The sequence below is a fragment of the Xanthomonas citri pv. citri genome (assembly GCF_000961215.1).
Classification (GTDB): domain Bacteria; phylum Pseudomonadota; class Gammaproteobacteria; order Xanthomonadales; family Xanthomonadaceae; genus Xanthomonas; species Xanthomonas cissicola.
In genome coordinates this window covers 3,273,110-3,290,754 of the sequence record NZ_CP008998.1, presented here as the reverse complement: position 1 = coordinate 3,290,754, position 17,645 = coordinate 3,273,110, and the positions used below count along the sequence as shown (strand labels likewise).

The window sequence follows — 17,645 nt, the reverse complement described above, 5'->3', positions numbered from 1 at the left end:
GGCTGAAGAGGCACACTATGCTGCTTTGCGCCTGCCGGCTCCGTGCGGCGCCTCCGGAGTTACCCATGACCCAAGAATCTTCCGCGCCGCTGCTGTTTGCAGATCTCGGCCTCTCGGACGCTGTGATGAAGGCCGTTGCCAATGTGGGCTACGAGTCGCCGTCGCCGATCCAGGCCGCCACCATCCCCGCGCTACTGGCCGGCCGCGACGTGCTCGGCCAGGCCCAGACCGGCACCGGCAAGACCGCCGCGTTCGCGCTGCCGGTGCTGTCCAACGCCGATCTCAACCAGGTCAAGCCGCAGGCATTGGTACTGGCCCCGACCCGCGAGCTGGCCATCCAGGTCGCCGAGGCGTTCCAGAAATATGCCGAAGCCATTCCCGGCTTCCGCGTGCTGCCGGTCTATGGCGGCCAGCCCTATGCCCAGCAGCTGAGCGCGCTCAAGCGCGGCGTGCATGTGGTGGTCGGTACCCCGGGCCGGGTGATCGATCACCTGGACCGCGGCACCCTGGATCTGTCCCAGCTCAAGACGCTGGTGCTGGACGAAGCCGACGAAATGCTGCGCATGGGCTTCATCGACGATGTCGAAGCGGTGTTGAAGAAACTGCCGGAGCAGCGCCAGGTGGCGTTGTTCTCGGCCACCATGCCGCCGGCCATCCGCCGCATCGCGCAGACCTATCTGAAGGACCCGGCCGAAGTCACCATCGCGGCCAAGACCACCACCTCGGCCAACATCCGCCAGCGCTACTGGTGGGTGAGCGGGCTGCACAAGCTGGATGCGTTGACCCGCATTCTCGAGGTCGAGCCGTTCGACGGCATGATCATCTTCGCGCGCACCAAGGCGGCCACCGAAGAGCTGGCGCAGAAGCTGCAGGCGCGCGGCATGGCGGCAGCGGCCATCAACGGCGACATGCAGCAGGCCGCACGCGAGAAGACCATCGCCCAGCTCAAGGACGGCAAGCTGGACATCCTGGTCGCCACCGACGTGGCCGCACGCGGTCTGGACGTGGAGCGCATCAGCCACGTGCTGAACTACGACATTCCCTACGACACCGAAAGCTACGTGCACCGCATCGGTCGCACCGGCCGTGCCGGGCGTAACGGCGACGCGATCCTGTTCGTGACGCCGCGCGAGAAGGGCATGCTGCGCTCCATCGAACGCGCCACCCGTCAGCCGATCGAAGAGATGCAGCTGCCGAGCGTGGACGCGGTCAACGACACCCGCGTCGCGCGCTTCATGACCCGCATCACCGAGACCCTGGCCGGTGGTCAGATCGACATGTATCGCGATCTGCTGCAGCGCTACGAGGCCGAAAACAACGTGCCGGCGATCGATATCGCTGCCGCGCTGGCCAAGCTGCTGCAGGGCGATGCCCCGTTCCTGCTGACCCCGCCGGTGCGCGGTGTGCGCGAAGAGTCCGCTCCGCGCCAGCGCAACGAGCGAGCCGACCGGGGCGAGCGCCCGCGTTTCGAACCCACGTTCGAACGTGGCCCGCGTGCCGACGGCGAACGCGCTGCGCGTCCGCCGCGCGGCGACGATACCGGCGAGCGTCCGCGCCGCGAGCCGGCCCCACGCGGAGAGCCCGAGTTCGGCATGGAGAGCTACCGCATCGAAGTGGGCCACAGCCACGGCGTGAAGCCGGCCAACATCGTTGGCGCGATCGCCAACGAAGCCGGGCTGGAAAGCCGTTATATCGGTCGTATCGACATCCAGGACGATTATTCGATCCTGGATCTGCCGGCCGACATGCCGCGCGAACTGCTCGCCCACCTGAAGAAGGTCTGGGTGTCCGGTCAGCAGCTCAACATGCGCAAGCTGGAAGACGGCGAAGCGGCCGCTGCGGCGTCCAAGCCGCGCTTCCCGCGTGGCGGCAAGCCGTCCGGTCGTCCGAACGGCCCGGGCCGTCCGATGGACCGCGCCGGCGCACCGCACCGCAAGGGTCCGCCAAAGCCGCGCGGCGAGTAGGCCTGTTCGGCACCGCCCGCAGGGATCCTGCAGACGGTAGGGTTGCCCAGTATCGCTATGCATTAAAGAGCATAGCGAGCGGGTGGGGCGCTACGGCGCCTGAAGGCGGCGGCGATCAGGCTGATCTAGTCAGCGTCGCTAACCCCGAATGCACTACGCCAAGCGGGCATAGCCATACAGACTCGGCCGTTGCGGCCGTTACTGCCTTCAGGCGCCCAGTGGGTGCCTGAATCGCACTAGGGCGGCGAAGGACGGACGGCGATGGCGCAGGCGATACGCGGCAAGGGCGGTGGGCAGACCATGCATCTGGTGCGTGGCTGGCTGACGCTTCCTCTGGCGCTGTTGATCGGTATCGCCGTCTGCATGACGGTGGTGTCGGCGCTGGTGATCGAAGTCCAGTCCGGCGCTACTGCCTGGATCGTCGGCCAAAACCATTGGTCCAACGCCCAGCAAGAATCGGTGTACTGGATGGAGCGCTACCTGGGCAGCGGCGATACGGCCGATCTGCAGGCCGCCTGCCGCGCGCTGGAAGTGCCGCTGGGCGACCGTGCCGCACGCGTGGCGATCGAACAACCGGTGATCGATTGGGACGCGGTCTACGCCGGTCTGGGCGCTGGGCGTAATGCTCATCAAGACATGCCGCAAATGGTGCGGTTGTATCGCTACGGGCACCAAATTCCGTATCTCGGCGACGCCATCGCGCTGTGGAAGCGCACCGACGTCGGCATCCTGCAACTGAGCGACCTGGCCGACCGTGCCGCTTCGGTGCAGGCCGCCAACCGGCCCGACCCGCGTGCGCTGCAGGCACTGCGCGATGAACTGCATCTGCTGGACGGTCGCATGCGCCGCGACGCCTCCGAATTCCTGGCCTACCTGACCCGCTGCGCGCGGCTGCTGCACGATGTGATGGTGGTCTGCAGCCTGGCCACCTTGCTGCTGGTATTGATCACCTGCGTACTGGCGATGCGGCGCATTCGCGATTATCTGCTGTCGCACGAAGGCCGCTTCCGCACCGCGTTTCAGCAGGCGGCGCTGGGCATGGTCAAGTTCGATCTGCGCGGCAACGTGCTGGATGCGAACGCGTCGATGGCCAATGTGCTGCTCTACCGCCCCGAAGAGCTGCAGGCCTGCACGCTGGCCGAGGTGATGCATCCGGAAGACATCAAGCTGGACAGCCGCGGCATGCTCGATTGGCCCAAGCTGCTGCAGTCCGGCGAGTTGCGCTTCGTGCGTGCCGATGGCGGGGTGATGTGGGGCCGCTGGAGCGCCTCGTTGGTCGAGCCGGGGCCGGAAGAGCCGACCCTGGTGCTGGCGGTGATCGAAGATGTCTCGCACGCCCATGAGCTGGCCGACGAAGTGGCCTTCCATGCGCGCCACGATGCGATGACCGGGCTGATCAATCGGCATGAAATCGAACGCCGGCTGCTGCGCCTGATCGAGCTGCCGCAATCGCCGCAGATGTGCCACGCGCTGTGCTTTGTCGACCTGGATCATTTCAAGCTGGTCAACGACACCTTCGGGCATGCGGTCGGCGACAGATTCCTGTGCCACTTCGCCGATGTGATCACCATGCAGCTGCGTTCCGGCGATTGGTTGGGGCGCCTGGGCGGCGATGAGTTCGCCATCCTGTTGGCCAATACCGATCTGGCGCAGGCTCAAATCGTGCTGGAACGCATGCACGGCGCGCTCGGGCAACCGTGGAGCCATCAAGGCGGGCGGCCGCTGACGCCCAGTTGCAGTTTTGGCGTGGTGGAGATTCGCCAGGGCGTCGGCGACCTCAATGCCTTGATGACCGCCGCCGATCTGGCCTGTCATGCGGCCAAGGAAGAAGGGCGCAACCGCATTCGCTGCTTCAACGAAAACGATCTGGCACTGGCGCAGCGCCGCCACGATGGCGGCTGGATCAGTGCGGTGCAACAGGCGATCGCCGAAGAGCGTTTGCTGTTGTACGCGCAGAAAATCCAGGTGCTGAACGACCCGGGACGCCTGCAGTACGAGGTGCTGGTACGCATGCGCGCCAGCGACGGACGGGTGCTGACTCCGGGTGAATTCTTGCCGGCAGTGGAGCGTTACGGCTTGGGGCGCATGGTCGATACCTATGTGCTGGAAGCGCTGTGCGCGCAGTTGTCGGCCAACCCGATGCATGTGGCGACGCTGGACCTGTGCCACGTCAATCTGTCTGCGCAGTCGATCGCGCAACCGGATTTTCTCGACGTCGTCTGCGCCCTGTTCGAGCGCTACCCGGCACTGGTGCCGAAGCTGTGCATGGAGATCACCGAGACCGCGGTCATCGGCGATTTGGAACACGCGCAGCGTTTCGTGCAGAGCGTGCGCGCGCACGGCTGCCACGTGGCGCTGGACGATTTCGGCAGCGGCCTGGCCTCGTTCGGCTATCTCAAGCAATTCACCGTGGACGTGTTGAAGATCGATTGCGGCTTCGTCCGCAACTATGCGCACGATGCGGTGGATCGCGCGGCGGTGCATTCGATCGCCCAGGTCGGGCTGGCGCTGGGCATCGAGGTGGTCGCCGAAGGCGTGGAATCGGAGGCCGACATCCCCGGGCTGCGCGAAGCCGGTGTGGGCCAGGTGCAGGGTTTCAGCCTGCATCGTCCATGCCCGCTGGAAGAGCTGTTGCACACGCCGCAGCTGGTGGCCGTCTCCGGGTAAGCGCGCTTGACCCAGGCGACTTCCCGCAGCGTCATGCCGGTGCTGCGTGTACACGCCTCTGGCGGCTGCACGGTAGTTTTGTCGGCTGCTCTAAATCGCCGATAATTGGCAGATGACGATCCGACTCAACAAATACATCGCCGAAACCGGCTTTTGCTCACGCCGCGAGGCCGATCGTCTGATCGGCGAACGCAGGGTCACCGTCAATGGCGTGCCCGCCGGTACCGGCGCGGTGGTCGGCGAGGAAGATACCGTGCTGGTGGATGACCAGCCGCTACGCATACGCGAGGCCAAGAAGCTCGGTGGTCGCAAGCACGTCTACATCGCGCTCAACAAACCGGTGGGCATCACCTGCACCACCGAGAGTTCGGTCAAGGGAAATATCGTCGAATTCGTCGGTCACGAGCAGCGCATCTTCCCGATCGGCCGGCTCGACAAGGACTCCGAAGGGCTGATCCTGATGACCAGCAACGGCAACATCGTCAACGAGATCCTGCGCGCGGAAAATCGTCACCAGAAGGAATACCTGGTCGCGGTCAACAAGCCGGTCACCGACGAATTCTTGCGCGGCATGGCGCGCGGCGTGCGCATCCACAACGAAACCACGCTGCCGTGCCGCACCGCGCGCATTGCCAAGTTCGGCTTCCGCATCGTGCTGGAGCAGGGCCTGAATCGACAGATTCGCCTGATGGCTGCCGAGTTCGGCTACCGGGTGACGCAACTGCGCCGGGTGCGCATCGACAACATCAAGCTGGCTGCGCTCAAGCCGGGGCAGTGGCGCAACCTCAGCGATGCGGAATTGCGCGGGCTGCTGCCGCAACGCACCGACTGGTAAGCGCCTGTGCCGGGCCGACTGCATCGCTGTTAGGCCAGCGCAGCCGGCCTTTCGGACACGGCACATGCCCGCGCTGCAGTGCCGTGCTGCCGCGCCCAACGGGCAACGCCGTGCCGGGCGTTTGCGCCCGCTCTATGGATCACGCTTCGAAACATCCGATGCCGGCCAGGGCGGCGCTTGCGGTGCTGCAGAGTGGGGGGCCGCCCGATGGTGGCACTGGCTGGGCTCCGGCATACTTTCACAGATAACAGCCAGGGGGCGGCAGTGATCAAACCGGAATTGCCGAGCAACGAGGCCGAGCGGCTGGCCGCGCTGCGCCAGTACGACGTGCTGGATTCGCCGGCCGAACGGGCATTCGACGACCTGACCATGATTGCCTCCACGCTGTGCGAGACGCAGATGGCGGCGGTGGTGCTGGTGGACGAAGACCGGCAGTGGTTCAAGTCTGCGCACGGTGCGCCGCGCAGCGAAGCACCGCGCGATATCTCGTTCTGCGCGCACGCGATCCTGCGCCCGGACGAAGTGCTGATGGTGGACGACACCTTGCTGGACCCACGCTTCCACGATAACCCGATGGTGGTCGGCAGCGGTGGGGTGCGCTTCTACGCCGGCGCGCCGCTGGTGACCAGCCAGGGCATGGCGCTGGGTTCGCTGTGCGTGTTCGACCAGGCCCCGGCGCATCTGCGCGAAGACCAGCGCGAGGCCTTGCAGGCATTGTCGCGGCAGGCCTCGCAGCTGCTTGAGTTGCGGCTGGCCGGCCGGCAGTTGCGCCAGCAGTTGCACGAGCGCGAATGGTACGAACAGCAGATGGCCGGCTATTACGCGCAGATGGATGCGTTGCACGCCGACCTGGTCGAACAGACCCGCACCGATCCCTTGACCGGCCTGCCCAACCGGCGTGCGTTCGCGGTGGCATTGGCGGCGGCCACCGAACAGACGCGCGCGGTGGGCCAACCGCTGTCGGTCGCGCTGCTGGACGTGGACCATTTCAAGACCGTCAACGATGTGCATGGGCACGATCAGGGCGATGCCGTGCTGCGCGAACTGTCTACCCTGCTGCGTGCGCATATGGCCGGTGCCGGCACCATCGCCCGTTATGGCGGCGAGGAATTCGTGTTGCTGCTGCCCAATGCGAATCTGCTGCAGGCACGCGTGCAATGCGAATACCTGCGCCAGAGCGTGGCGGCGATGACGATCGCGCTTCCGGTGACGGTGAGTATCGGTGTGGCGACCTTGTACCCGCAGGAAAGCGTGGAGGCGGTGATCAAGCGCGCCGACCAGGCCCTGTATGCGGCCAAGCGCGGCGGGCGCGATCAGGTGGTTGCGCTGGAGTAGGGTGGGCGTGGTTGCGCGCCTTCCGATGCAGGTGGCCTGGCAAGCGCATGGAACGTCGATTGCTGCGCGCCGGGATGCTGACGCCGCGCGATGCCGCTTGAACATCGGCGTGCTTCAACGCAGCGGTCGCTGTGGAGAAGCGTGGTCTTGCAGCGCCGTGCAATCAGTCGACGATATTCTTCGCCTCGGCTGTGCCGAGCAATTCCGGGTGCGCAACGGTGCGCCGACGCTCCAGGACCGGATGCAGGAACACCGCGCCGAGAATGATCGCCACGCCGAGATAGAACTGCAGGGTCAGTTCGCGTTGTTCGCCCAGCAGCGCGATCGCCAGCACGATGGCGTAGACCGGTTCGAGATTGGTCACCAGTTGCACCGAATAGGCGCTCAGATGCCGCAACGCCACCAGCGCCAGCGCGAAGGGCAGCAAGGTGCAGGCCAGCGATAACGCCAGCAGCAACACGCCATCGTGCAGGCTGGGCACCACCAGCAGATCGCCATGCAACGCCGGCAGCAGCAGCGGCATCGCCGGTGCAAGCAGGGTCAGGGTCAACGTGCCGGCGCCCAGTTCCAGCGCGGTGACGGTGAGCGGGTCGGCATGCGCCACCATGCGCTTGTTGAGCGAGCCGAATAGCCCGACGAACACCGCCGAAATCGCGCCCACCACCACGCCGGCCCGCATGCCGTCCGGCACCCCGCCGACGACCAGCGCCACGCCGGGCAATACGGCCAGCCCGAACAACAACTCGCGCGGACGGAACGGGCGATGCGTGACCAATGGCTCGATCACTGCCGTGAAAACCGGCGCCAGTGCGATACAGGTCGCCGCCACCGACGCATTGGCCAGCTTGATGGCGCCGTAGAAGGTGAGCCAGTGCAAGGCCACCAGCGCGCCGATGCCGCAATAGCCCAGCACCACACGCCCGGACAAGCCGCGCAGCCCGCGCCACACGCGTGGCCACAAGGCCAGTGCCACCACCACGATCAACATGCGCCACCACACCAGCGGCAAAGCCTGCAGCGTGATCAGCTTGCCCAGGATCGCGGTGATGCCCCAAAGCAGGACGCAGAAGTGGATTTGCAGTTGCGCCTTGCGCAGGTCGGTCGTGGGCATGCGCCATTGTCGCCGAAAAGTGCGTGATGTTGCGCTGCGAGGGAAGCGGCGCCAGTGTGCAGCGGCCGGGCGAGGGGATGGCTGACCCGGCTGTCGAGCCGTCATCGCGCGACCCGCCAGCCATCGACCGGCCTGCATCACGGCAAGATGGCCGACGAGCGATGCACCGCCTCACGCCGCGATCGATCGCTGCACCTCTTCGATCAACGCTGCGCTCCAGAGACGGCCGCATCGATCGTCGCCGATTGCATGCGCGGACCAAGAGCGGCTGATACAACAGCAACCCGTCGTCAGATGGCTGTGGATGCCGCATGCAGACGCCGAGCGCACGCGTGGAACCTGCCGGGTCCGAAGTGCCGGCGGCGCCCGCATCGCAGCTGTGCAGTCGCGTTGCGAACTGCTCTAACGCGCCGACAATTCTTTCAACAGCGCCATCGCCGCCGCCGGGTTGCGTTCTTTCGCCGCACTGATGAAAAACACGAAGACCTCGCGCGGCTGCCGTGCCGGCGCGGTGGAAGCATCCACGTGCGGCAGGTCAGCCGGGTCTTCGCCACGACGCCAGGCCTGGATGCGCTCCGCCCAGCGCGCCAGTGCCGGCGCCGGATACCCCGCAGTCAGGCGCGCCTGGCTGCGCATCAGACGCGCATAAACGAAATCCGTGGAGAGATCGGCGAATGAGGGGTGCTCGTCCGAATCGGTAAACACCGTGGCCACGCCATGGCCGCGCACCAATGCGAGCAGCGAAGCATCCACCGCATCGTGGTCGCGGATCTCCAGCACATGGCGCAGCGCACGCGTGCCTGCACGCTTGGGCAGCAACGACAAAAACGCGTCCAGATCGTCGGCCTGCAACCGGTGCCCTTGTTCGAATTGCCACACCAGCGGGCCAAGGGTATCGCCGAGCTCGACAATGCCGCCGATGAAATCTTCCACCTGCGCCTGGGTGCCAGCCAGCTTGCGCGACTGGGTAATGCGGCGCGGCGCCTTGGCCGAGAACACGAAGCCGGGCGGCACTTCATCGCGCCACTTTGCGTAGGTGGCCGGCTTCTGCGTGCCGTAATAGGTTCCGTTGATCTCGATGGCGGTGACGTGGCGACTTGCGTATTCCAGCTCGCGGCGCTGCACCAGCCCGTCCGGGTAGAACATGCCCGCGCGCCACGGCGCATAGACCCAGCCACCAATACCGATGTGGATACCTTCGAGGGCGGGCGGTGCGGAAGCGAACAGATCGGTCATTGCATGGATACTCGCTGGCGAGGTCGTGCGCCATTGCGGATGCTTCAGTGGATGCAACGCGCGCCGCCCGATCATAGCCGTGGCGCGCGTGGCGCGATGAGAAGATGCGGTTGCCAATGGGGCGCCGTTGCGCAGTGCAATGGTTGAGCCTGCACGGCGCAACGTTGCATGGCAGTCTGGCGGTCGTCGTGCCTGGGCGTTGCCCCTGCGCGGGTCTGCCGTGTCGGCGTTGCAAACTGCTCGAGGTGGGCTGCGCAAGACGCCAACGGCGCAGCTGCCGCCACCCGCGTCGGCTGCATGACGCGTCTCGATGCCGCAGTTCGGCGCATTCGCAGTGCTTACCTTAAGCCGATGCCCTGGACGCTAGCGCAGCAGCGCATTGGTGGAGACCATGCGCGGCAAGCGCCGCATGGCGACTGCCTTGCGGCGACCATCACGACACGGCGAACGCAGCGTTGTCCGCGTGCGCGCACCTTCGCTGCGCGTGCGCGCCTGCATGTCGCTTTATCGGGTATCGGTCATCGGTCACCCATCGCCCGCGCGCCGCCATAGCCGGCCACCATGCCAGCTCTGCCGCGCGAGATCGCCCCGATGACCTGGACCACGCCTGATCTGTGTGACCGCTACCCCGACGCGATGATCGCCGAGCCGCTGTTCCGCCACTTCGGCGGGCGCACGGCATTCGCCGGACCGTTGGCCACGGTGCGCTGTTTCGAAGACAACTCGCGGGTGCGCGAGCTGGCCGCAACGCCGGGCGACGGCCGCGTGCTGGTGGTGGACGGGCAGGGCTCGCTGAAGCATGCGCTGCTGGGCGACCAGATCGCGGCCAACGCGGTCGCGAACGGCTGGGCCGGCGTGCTGATTCACGGCTGCGTGCGCGATGTCGAGATTCTTGCCACGTTGCCGCTGGGGGTGCTGGCGCTGGCGGCTTGTCCGCGCCGCACCGAGCGACGCGATCTGGGCGATGTGGATGTGCCGGTGAATTTTGCCGGCGTGCCCTTCGTTCCGGGCCATTGGCTGTACGCCGATGCCAATGGCGTGCTGGTGGCGCCGCAACCGTTGGCGCTGGATGGCGCCGGCGGATCGATCTGACCAATAACCTGAAGGTGATGCAGTGACCTTGAACCGATGGCTGAGTGGGGGCGTGCTGATGGTGGCAAGCTTGGCGACGACAACGCACGCGGCCGAACTCCCCGCCGGCATGCAGCAGTTCGATGCGCAGATGGAACGCGTGCGCAAGCAGTTCGACGTGCCCGGTATTGCGGTGGCCATCGTCAAGGACGGCCAGGTGGTGCTGGAGCGCGGCTACGGCGTGCGCGAGACCGGCAAGCCCGCGCCGGTGCAGGCCGACACGTTGTTTGCGATTGCCTCCAATACCAAGGCGTTCACTGCCGCATCGCTGTCGATTCTGGCCGATGAAGGCAAGCTCTCGCTCGATGACAAGGTCATCGACCATCTGCCGTGGTTCCGCATGTCCGACCCGTATGTGAGCGGGCAGATGCGCATCCGCGATCTGCTGGCGCACCGCAGCGGCCTGAGCCTGGGTGCAGGCGATTTATTGTTCTGGCCCAGCACCAGCTACACCACCGAAGAGGTCGTGCAGCGCCTGGCCAAGGTGCCGCTGAAGGGCGGTTTTCGCGACCGCTATGCGTACGACAACATCCTGTACGCAGTCGCCCAGAAGGTGATCGAGCAGGTCTCCGGGCAGAGTTACGCGGCATTTCTGCAGCAACGCATCTTCGACCCGGTGGGCATGCGCGGCACGCGCTTCAACGCCGACCATCTGCAGCCCGGCGATCACGCCGCAGTCGGGCATGCCAAGTACGACTTTACCGAGCTGCGCACGGTGGCGCCGCTGACCTGGTCCAACAACTCCGGCGCCGGCGGCATCTATTCCAGCGTGCACGACATGGCGCTGTGGATGAATGTGCAACTGGCCGGCGGCATCCTGCCCGATGGCAAACCCCTGTTCAGCGCCAAGCGTCAGCAGGAAATGTGGTCGATGATCACGCCGATCCCGATCGGCGAGGTGCAGGTGCCCGAGCTTGCCGCGGCGCGGCCGAACTTCGCCGGCTACGGTGAGGGCTGGAGCCTGAGCGATTACCGCGGCCATCGCATGGTCTGGCACACCGGCGGCTGGCCCGGCATGGTGTCGCGCCTGACGCTGCTGCCGGATCAGAAGCTGGGTGTGGTGGTGTTGACCAATCAGGAGGTGGGCGCTGCGTTCAATGCGGTGACCTTCCAGGTGCTGGATGCGTTCTTGCAGGTGCCGTCCACCGATTGGACCGCCGCTTACGCCAAGCTGGTGGAGAAGGCCGATAGCGAGGCGGACGCGAGTTGGAACAAGCACCAGGACGCGCGTGCGTCGCGGTCCACGCCGTCGTTGCCGCTGCGCAGTTACGCGGCCACCTATCGCGACCCCTGGTACGGCGATGTGGCGATTGTGCAGGACGGCAAGCGGCTGCGCCTGCAGTTCGCCAGGACCGCCCAGTTGGTGGGCACGCTGGAGCATTGGCAGCACGACAGCTTCATCGTGCGCTGGGACGACCGCTCCTTGAATGCCGATGCCTTCGTCAATTTCGCGCTGACCCCGGATGGCGCGGTGCGCGAGATGCGCATGGAGCCGATTTCGCCGTTGACCGATTTCAGCTTCGATTTCCAGGACCTGGTGCTGACGCCGGTGCCGATGCCGACCGCTGCGGGCAAATGATGCAGGCAAGCGCGGATGACCTTCGCGCTGCGCCTGGCGGGCCCAAGCGCGCAGGTGGGCTTGGATCGCCACGGCAGCCGCACGCTATCGAAGTGCGGCAGCTCCGGTTACGATCTGCGCACTTTTCACGGATGTTGCCGCACGCATGACCACTCCGCAGATGTCGGTGTACTTCTTTTTGCAGGCGGCCGCGATTTTGTTGGTATGCCGGCTGGTCGGCATGCTGGCCAAGCGCCTCGGGCAACCGCAGGTGGTGGGGGAAATGATTGCCGGCGTGATGCTGGGGCCCTCGTTGTTCGGCTTGCTGGCGCCAGGCGTGCAGGCGGCCCTGTTCCCCAAGCAGACCATGGACGTGCTGTATGTGTTCGCGCAGTTCGGCGTGGGCCTGTACATGTTCCTGGTCGGAACCGATTTCCGCGGCGACCACTTTCGCGCGCGCTATCGCAGCGCCATGAGCGTGTCGATGGCGGGCATCGCGGTGCCGTTCCTGCTGGCGTTCGCCATGTGCCCGTGGCTGATCAACGTGGATGGCCTGTTTTCGGAAAAGGCCAAGCTGACCGAAGCGTCGTTGTTCCTGGGCGCGGCGATCGCGATCACCGCCTTTCCGATGCTGGCGCGCATCATCCACGAACGCGGTCTGACCAATAGCCCGTTGGGCACCTTGGCGCTGACCGCTGGCGCGTTCGACGATGCCGCAGCGTGGTGCATTCTGGCCGTGGTGCTGGCCAGTTTCGGCGGCAGTTGGGGCAGTGCCTACCTGGCCATCGGCGGCGGCATCGGCTATGCGGTCTTCATGATTTTCGTCGGCCGGCATCTGCTCAAGCGGCTGGCCGATCATGTGGTGCCCGGCCAGCCGCTGAGCAACAGTGTCCTGGCGGTCGTGCTGATCCTGTTCTGCACCAGCGCCTGGGCGATGGATGCGATCGGCATCCATGCAGTGTTCGGCGGTTTCCTGCTCGGTGTCTGCCTGCCCAGGGGCGCACTGACCGAGAAGCTGCGCGAGATGCTGCAGCCGTTCGTCGTGGTGCTGTTGCTGCCGATGTTCTTCACCTATTCGGGCTTGAAAACCCAGCTCAGCGTGTTGCTGCAGCCGCAGATCATGCTGGCCGGCGTGGCGATCCTGGCCGCATCGTTCATCGGCAAGGGTGTGGCCTGCTGGGCCGCGGCGCGTGCCACCGGCGAGAACAACCGCGACGCCATGGCGATCGGTTCGCTGATGAATGCACGCGGGTTGATGGAGCTGATCATCATCAACATCGGCTTGCAGGCGGGTGTAATCGAGCAGGGCCTGTTCTCGGTGCTGGTGCTGATGGCGATCCTGTCCACGCTGATGGCCACGCCGTTGTTCAACTGGATCATGCGCCGCCACGCCCATGTGAGCGACGCGGTGCCGAGCCTGCAGTCGCGGTGATCGGTTGCGCAACTGCCCGCAGGTGCGGGCAGTTGCGTCGGCGTGCGCGTGGCCGGGCGTTGCGTCAACGCCCCAGCGGTAACTGCACGCTGGCCAGCAGGCCACCGCCGGGGCGATTGCTGACGACCAGTTGGCCATCGTGCGCCTGACAGATGGCCGAGGCGATCGCCAGGCCCAGGCCACTGCCGCCGGAATGCCGCGCGCGCGAGCTGTCGGCGCGCCAGAAGCGGTCCAGCAGGTGCGGCAATTGCGCGGGCGCCACGCCGGGGCCGCGGTCGCCGACGGTGAGCTGCACGCCGGTGCCATCGCGGCGCACCTCGATCTCCAGCAGCTTGCCGGCGGCGGCGTAGCGCAACGCGTTATCGATCAGGATCGACAGCACCTGGCCCAGCCGGTGCCGGTCGGCATGCAGGCGCAGCGCCGGATGCGTGGGGTAGTGGATGGTCATCTGCGCCTCGCGCAGCGCCGGCCCCGCCCATTCGATGCGCTCGGCGACGAGCTCCCGCAGCTCGACGCTTTCCGGCTCCAGCACCAGCTGGCCGGCACGCGCCAGCGACACCAGGTGCAGGTCGCCGATCAGGCGATTGATCTGCTCCAGCTGGCGATGCACCAGCCGCAGTTGCTCGGGTTCGCGCGGGAAGACGTCATCCAGCATGCCTTGCACGCGTCCCATCGCGGCATTGAGCGGAGTGCGCAATTCATGCGCCAGCATCGCGCTGGAGTCGCGTAATTCGCGCTCGTACTGCTGCAGCCTGCCGCTCATCGTATTGAAGTCGTCGGCCAGGGCAGTGAGCTCGTCCGGCGCGCCGCGCACCACTTGTGCGCGTGCGCCGAAATCGCCATCGCTGACCCGGTGCGCCGCGAAAGCCACCTGCGAAAATTGCCGCGACAGCGGCCGCGACGCGAGCAGGCCGCAGAACAGGATGACCGGCACCGAGATGGTCATCATGGCGCCCAGCATCCACCAGTCCGGATTGGCCAGCCCGGGCAGGAAATTTTCGATGTCGTAATAGCGCTGGAACAGCTCCCACAGGCGGGCCTGGTTGGCCCTGGGTTGCTCGATCAGCTGGGAAATCTCGGCACGCGGTTCGGCCGGCACATTGCTCAGGATCAGGCTGTAGCGCAGATTGAAATAGCACCACATGCCGAACGCGATGACCATCATGGTCACCACCGCCAGCGCGCTCATGCGCAGTCCGACCCACCACCACAGGGGCGCCTGGTTGCGCCAGGCATGAAACCGCCGCAGCACGTTCATTGAAAGCGATATCCCACTGCACGCACGGTGACCAGTACACCGGTGATGCCATGCACTTCGAGTTTGCGACGCAGGTTGTGGATGTGCGAATCCACCACCCGTTCCAATGCATCGCTGTCGGGCAGGCAGGCGTCGAGCAGTTCGCTGCGCGTAAAGGCCTTGAATGGGGTCTTGAGCAGCAGCGCGAGCAGGTTGAATTCGGTCGGCGTCAGATCCAGCGCCACGCTGTCGCCGTTTTCGTGTTGCACGCTGGCGACCACGGCGGCCGGATCCACGCTCAGCCGACCGTGCTGCAATGGTTCGCCCGGCGCGCGCATCGCCACGCTGCGGCGTAGCACGGCATGCACGCGCGCCACCACCTCCTTGGGGCTGTACGGCTTGACCACGTAATCGTCGGCGCCGTAGCGCAGGGCGCCGAGCTTTTCCGGCTCATCGCCAATGGCGGTGACCATGATCACCGGCGTGTCGCCGGCGCGGCGGATCGTCGACAGCACCTCGATGCCGCTGAGCTTGGGCAGCATCACGTCCAGCAGCACCAGATCCGGTGCCCATTGCCGGTGCAGCTGGATGGCGCGTTCGCCATCGCCGGCCACCGCCACATCGAAGCCGTCGCGGCGGAGATAGGCCTCCAGAATGCTGGCGCTATCGCTGTCGTCTTCCACCAGCAGAACCTTTTTGCCTGTCATGGCGTGTTGCCCTGTCGTCTCGATCAAATCTGGATAATTCCCGAAAACAACCTGGACGCTGCGGGTCGAGGATGTCGGTCGAGATTGGCTCTGTGCTCCGACATCATGATTCCACAAATTATTCCGCATCGTTGGTCTTGCCTGTGCCTGGTCGCCGCCAGTGCGGCGCTGTCGGCTGGCTGCTCGCTGACGCCGGCCTACCAGCGCCCGGTGGTCAGCGTGCCGGCCACCTTCGGCAGCCCGCAGGCGGCATCCGCACCGGCATCCGGTCAGCCCGACGCCAATGCGACCGCCGCCGTCGCTCTGAACGCGCAAGAGCGCGCGTTTCTGCAGGCCTTCGCGCCAGACCGCGACCTGCGGCCCCTGATCGAGCGTGCCTTGGCGCACAACGGCGATTTCCGCCGTGCGGCGTTGCAGGTAGAACAGGCGCGTGCGCAGTACGGCATCGCGCAGGCGTCGCGCCTGCCGACGCTCGCCGTCGGCGCACAGCAGCTGCGGCAACATTTCGACAACCCGACGCTGGATGCGCGGTACCAGCAGGATCTGGTGATTGCCAATGCGGGGATCGGCAATTTAGAAGTGGACTTTTTCGGCAAGCTGCAGGCGATGTCCGAGGCCGCACGCCAGCGCTACCTGGCCAGTACCTATGGCCGCGACGCGGCGCGTGGCGCTCTGATTGCAGAGGTACTGCGCGCCTACACCGCCGAGCGCGCCACGGCGCAGGCGCTGCAACAGCTGCAATCGCTGGATGCCGACAGCGCTGCGTTGCTTGCCGTTGCCGAGCGGCAATATCAGGTAGGGCTGATTGCGCGCGACGAGCGCGATGCGCAGCGGCGACAGGCCGACCAGGCCCATGTGACGGCCCTGCAGGGCAACGACAACCACGCTGCGGCGGTGCGTGCGCTGCAGTTGCTGGCCGGCTACGACAGCACTCCGGTACCCGGCGATCTGCAGGGTCTGATCGCCGCTGATACGCCTGCCAGTGCGTGGCACGCCCTGGATTCGTCGCTGTTGCTGCAACGCCCGGACATCCAGCAGGCCGAGCTGGAGTTGCGCGCGGCCAATGCCGACATCGGTGCGGCGCGCGCGGCGTTTTTTCCGTCGATCACCTTGAGCAGCAGCGTGGGTACTGCCAGCGACGGATTGAACGGCTTGTTTTCTGCAGGCCATGGCGTGTGGAGCTTCATGCCGCAGCTGAACCTGCCGTTGTTCGATGGCGGCCGCAATCGCGCCAATCTGGATCTGGCGCAGGTGCGCGAACGCGCCGATGTCGTTGCCTACGAACAGGCAATCGAAGCTGCATTCCGCGAGGTCGCCAACGCGCTCGACGCCCACGCCACCTTGTCGCAGGCCGAACCGCGCTCGCGCGAGCAGGTCGAACGCGAGCAACTGCGTCTTGCGCGAATGCATGAACGCGTGGATGCCGGTCTGGAAGACCGCAGCGCGCTGCTGGCCGAGCGGACCCGCATCGCTCAGACCGAACTCGATTACCTGGATACCGCACGCCAACGCGTGCTGAGCCGTATTGCGCTGTTTCAGGCGTTCTATGGCGTGCGCCTGCCCACCGCTTCCTGACTTCCGACGGAGACCTTCGATGAACGTATCGTCCTTCAATCGCCTGCGTGGCAACCATGCCGTTCGCGCCGGCGTCCTTGCCTGCATGAGCGCCATTCCGTGCGTCGCGCACGCACAAACCGATCTGACCGGGAGTTCGCGCCTGCTGGGAGACCGCACCGAGATCACGGCAGGCGCCGCAGCGGTTGCCACGCCGGAGTATGCCGGCGCCGAGCGCGCGCGCGTGCAATTCAACCCGGTGCTGGTGGTGCAGCGCGGCGTGCTGTTCTTCGACACCTCCCGCGGCGGCGGCCTGCAATTCCAGAGCAAGTCCGGTTTCTACATATCGCAATCGCTGTATTACGACCTGGGACGGCTGCAAAGCGACAGCAACTGGCGGCCGGGCTCGCGCCTGCTGGCCGGCATGGGCGATGTGCCTGGCTCGGTGACGTCGCGCACGCTGGTGATGCAGCAAGTGACGCCCTACATGAACGTCAATGCGGAGGCGGAATTCACGCTCAAGGATGCTGCGCGCCGCAACCGCTATCGCGCCGGGATGGAGTTCACCCTGCTGCATAGCGCCAACGACACGGTCGCCCTGGACCTGGACGTGCATGGCGGCGACCGCCGCTTCAATCAGGCTTACTTCGGTGTCAGCGATGCGCAAGCCGCGCGCACCCGCTTTGCCGCCTTCAATGCCGGGTCCGGTGCGTATGCCGCCGCGGTAGGTGGCAGCTGGACGCACTCGCTGGGCGAGCACTGGGCCACCACGGTGGGGGTCACCGGAACGCGCTACCTGGACAACGCCGAAGACAGCCCGCTGGTGGCACGCCGCAGCGTGGTGAGCGGCAATCTCGCATTGACCTACAGCCGCTGAG

General features: G+C 66.0%; 13 protein-coding genes. 9 read left to right on the top strand and 4 right to left on the bottom strand.

The annotated features are described in order from the left end of the window. Positions 1 to 65 precede the first annotated feature (65 nt). The 4 genes from AMD14_RS14735 (at position 66) to AMD14_RS14720 (ending at position 6,801) form a co-directional block, all read left to right on the top strand. Positions 66 to 1,964 carry a DEAD/DEAH box helicase gene (locus tag AMD14_RS14735; RefSeq protein ID WP_011051848.1) on the top strand — a complete coding sequence of 633 codons (1,899 nt, stop codon included), beginning with the start codon at positions 66 to 68 and terminating at the stop codon, positions 1,962 to 1,964. Positions 1,965 to 2,225: 261 nt separating this feature from the next. After that, entirely contained in the window at positions 2,226 to 4,631 is a 2,406-nt protein-coding gene (locus tag AMD14_RS14730) for a putative bifunctional diguanylate cyclase/phosphodiesterase (protein ID WP_015463420.1), read from the top strand. Between the two features lie 112 nt (positions 4,632 to 4,743). Next, a complete protein-coding gene (locus AMD14_RS14725; RefSeq protein ID WP_011051846.1) occupies positions 4,744 to 5,466 on the top strand; it encodes a pseudouridine synthase in 723 nt (240 codons plus the stop codon). 207 nt (positions 5,467 to 5,673) lie between these two features. Then, complete coding sequence (locus AMD14_RS14720) at positions 5,674 to 6,801, top strand: GGDEF domain-containing protein (RefSeq protein ID WP_005912888.1); 1,128 nt, start codon at positions 5,674 to 5,676, stop codon at positions 6,799 to 6,801. A gap of 163 nt (positions 6,802 to 6,964) precedes the next feature. Here AMD14_RS14720 and AMD14_RS14715 read toward each other — a convergent pair whose 3' ends face one another. Next, positions 6,965 to 7,912: a DMT family transporter gene (locus AMD14_RS14715; RefSeq protein ID WP_003487571.1), complete on the bottom strand. Its 948-nt coding sequence runs from the start codon at positions 7,910 to 7,912 to the stop codon at positions 6,965 to 6,967. Between the two features lie 402 nt (positions 7,913 to 8,314). Then, on the bottom strand, positions 8,315 to 9,148 hold the full coding sequence (locus AMD14_RS14710) for a DUF72 domain-containing protein (RefSeq protein ID WP_011051845.1): 834 nt from the start codon (positions 9,146 to 9,148) through the stop codon (positions 8,315 to 8,317). A gap of 591 nt (positions 9,149 to 9,739) precedes the next feature. On the opposite strand from AMD14_RS14710, the gene rraA reads away from it, so the two are divergent. The 3 genes from rraA (at position 9,740) to AMD14_RS14690 (ending at position 13,269) form a co-directional block, all read left to right on the top strand. Continuing rightward, entirely contained in the window at positions 9,740 to 10,240 is a 501-nt protein-coding gene (gene rraA / locus AMD14_RS14700; RefSeq protein WP_011051844.1) for a ribonuclease E activity regulator RraA, read from the top strand. 22 nt (positions 10,241 to 10,262) lie between these two features. Continuing rightward, positions 10,263 to 11,858, top strand: coding sequence for a serine hydrolase (locus AMD14_RS14695; RefSeq protein ID WP_011051843.1), 1,596 nt, complete (start codon positions 10,263 to 10,265; stop codon positions 11,856 to 11,858). Between the two features lie 145 nt (positions 11,859 to 12,003). Next, complete coding sequence (locus tag AMD14_RS14690) at positions 12,004 to 13,269, top strand: cation:proton antiporter (RefSeq protein ID WP_011051842.1); 1,266 nt, start codon at positions 12,004 to 12,006, stop codon at positions 13,267 to 13,269. Positions 13,270 to 13,333: 64 nt separating this feature from the next. On the opposite strand, the gene AMD14_RS14685 is transcribed toward AMD14_RS14690, so the two are convergent. Both AMD14_RS14685 and AMD14_RS14680 read right to left on the bottom strand, forming a co-directional pair. Next, a complete protein-coding gene (locus AMD14_RS14685) occupies positions 13,334 to 14,527 on the bottom strand; it encodes a sensor histidine kinase (protein ID WP_011051841.1) in 1,194 nt (397 codons plus the stop codon). Beyond that, positions 14,524 to 15,213: a response regulator gene (locus AMD14_RS14680; protein ID WP_011051840.1), complete on the bottom strand. Its 690-nt coding sequence runs from the start codon at positions 15,211 to 15,213 to the stop codon at positions 14,524 to 14,526. Before AMD14_RS14680 ends, AMD14_RS14685 begins: the two co-directional genes overlap by 4 nt. A 105-nt stretch (positions 15,214 to 15,318) precedes the next feature. Between AMD14_RS14680 and AMD14_RS14675 the strand changes: the two genes are divergently transcribed. Further along, entirely contained in the window at positions 15,319 to 16,788 is a 1,470-nt protein-coding gene (locus AMD14_RS14675; RefSeq protein WP_011051839.1) for an efflux transporter outer membrane subunit, read from the top strand. A 19-nt stretch (positions 16,789 to 16,807) separates the two neighbouring features. Further along, complete coding sequence (locus tag AMD14_RS14670; RefSeq protein WP_015463417.1) at positions 16,808 to 17,644, top strand: MipA/OmpV family protein; 837 nt, start codon at positions 16,808 to 16,810, stop codon at positions 17,642 to 17,644. Position 17,645: the final 1 nt, after the last annotated feature.

Excerpts from the sequence above, each read along its gene's own strand:
- AMD14_RS14735 (WP_011051848.1), top strand. The coding sequence starts at position 66 with ATGACCCAAGAATCTTCCGCGCCGCTGCTGTTTGCAGATCTCGGCCTC.
- AMD14_RS14730 (WP_015463420.1), top strand. The coding sequence starts at position 2,226 with ATGGCGCAGGCGATACGCGGCAAGGGCGGTGGGCAGACCATGCATCTG.
- AMD14_RS14725 (WP_011051846.1), top strand. The coding sequence starts at position 4,744 with ATGACGATCCGACTCAACAAATACATCGCCGAAACCGGCTTTTGCTCA.
- AMD14_RS14720 (WP_005912888.1), top strand. The coding sequence starts at position 5,674 with ATGGTGGCACTGGCTGGGCTCCGGCATACTTTCACAGATAACAGCCAG.
- AMD14_RS14715 (WP_003487571.1), bottom strand. The coding sequence starts at position 7,912 with ATGCCCACGACCGACCTGCGCAAGGCGCAACTGCAAATCCACTTCTGC.
- AMD14_RS14710 (WP_011051845.1), bottom strand. The coding sequence starts at position 9,148 with ATGACCGATCTGTTCGCTTCCGCACCGCCCGCCCTCGAAGGTATCCAC.
- rraA (WP_011051844.1), top strand. The coding sequence starts at position 9,740 with ATGACCTGGACCACGCCTGATCTGTGTGACCGCTACCCCGACGCGATG.
- AMD14_RS14690 (WP_011051842.1), top strand. The coding sequence starts at position 12,004 with ATGACCACTCCGCAGATGTCGGTGTACTTCTTTTTGCAGGCGGCCGCG.
- AMD14_RS14685 (WP_011051841.1), bottom strand. The coding sequence starts at position 14,527 with ATGAACGTGCTGCGGCGGTTTCATGCCTGGCGCAACCAGGCGCCCCTG.
- AMD14_RS14680 (WP_011051840.1), bottom strand. The coding sequence starts at position 15,213 with ATGACAGGCAAAAAGGTTCTGCTGGTGGAAGACGACAGCGATAGCGCC.
- AMD14_RS14675 (WP_011051839.1), top strand. The coding sequence starts at position 15,319 with ATGATTCCACAAATTATTCCGCATCGTTGGTCTTGCCTGTGCCTGGTC.
- AMD14_RS14670 (WP_015463417.1), top strand. The coding sequence starts at position 16,808 with ATGAACGTATCGTCCTTCAATCGCCTGCGTGGCAACCATGCCGTTCGC.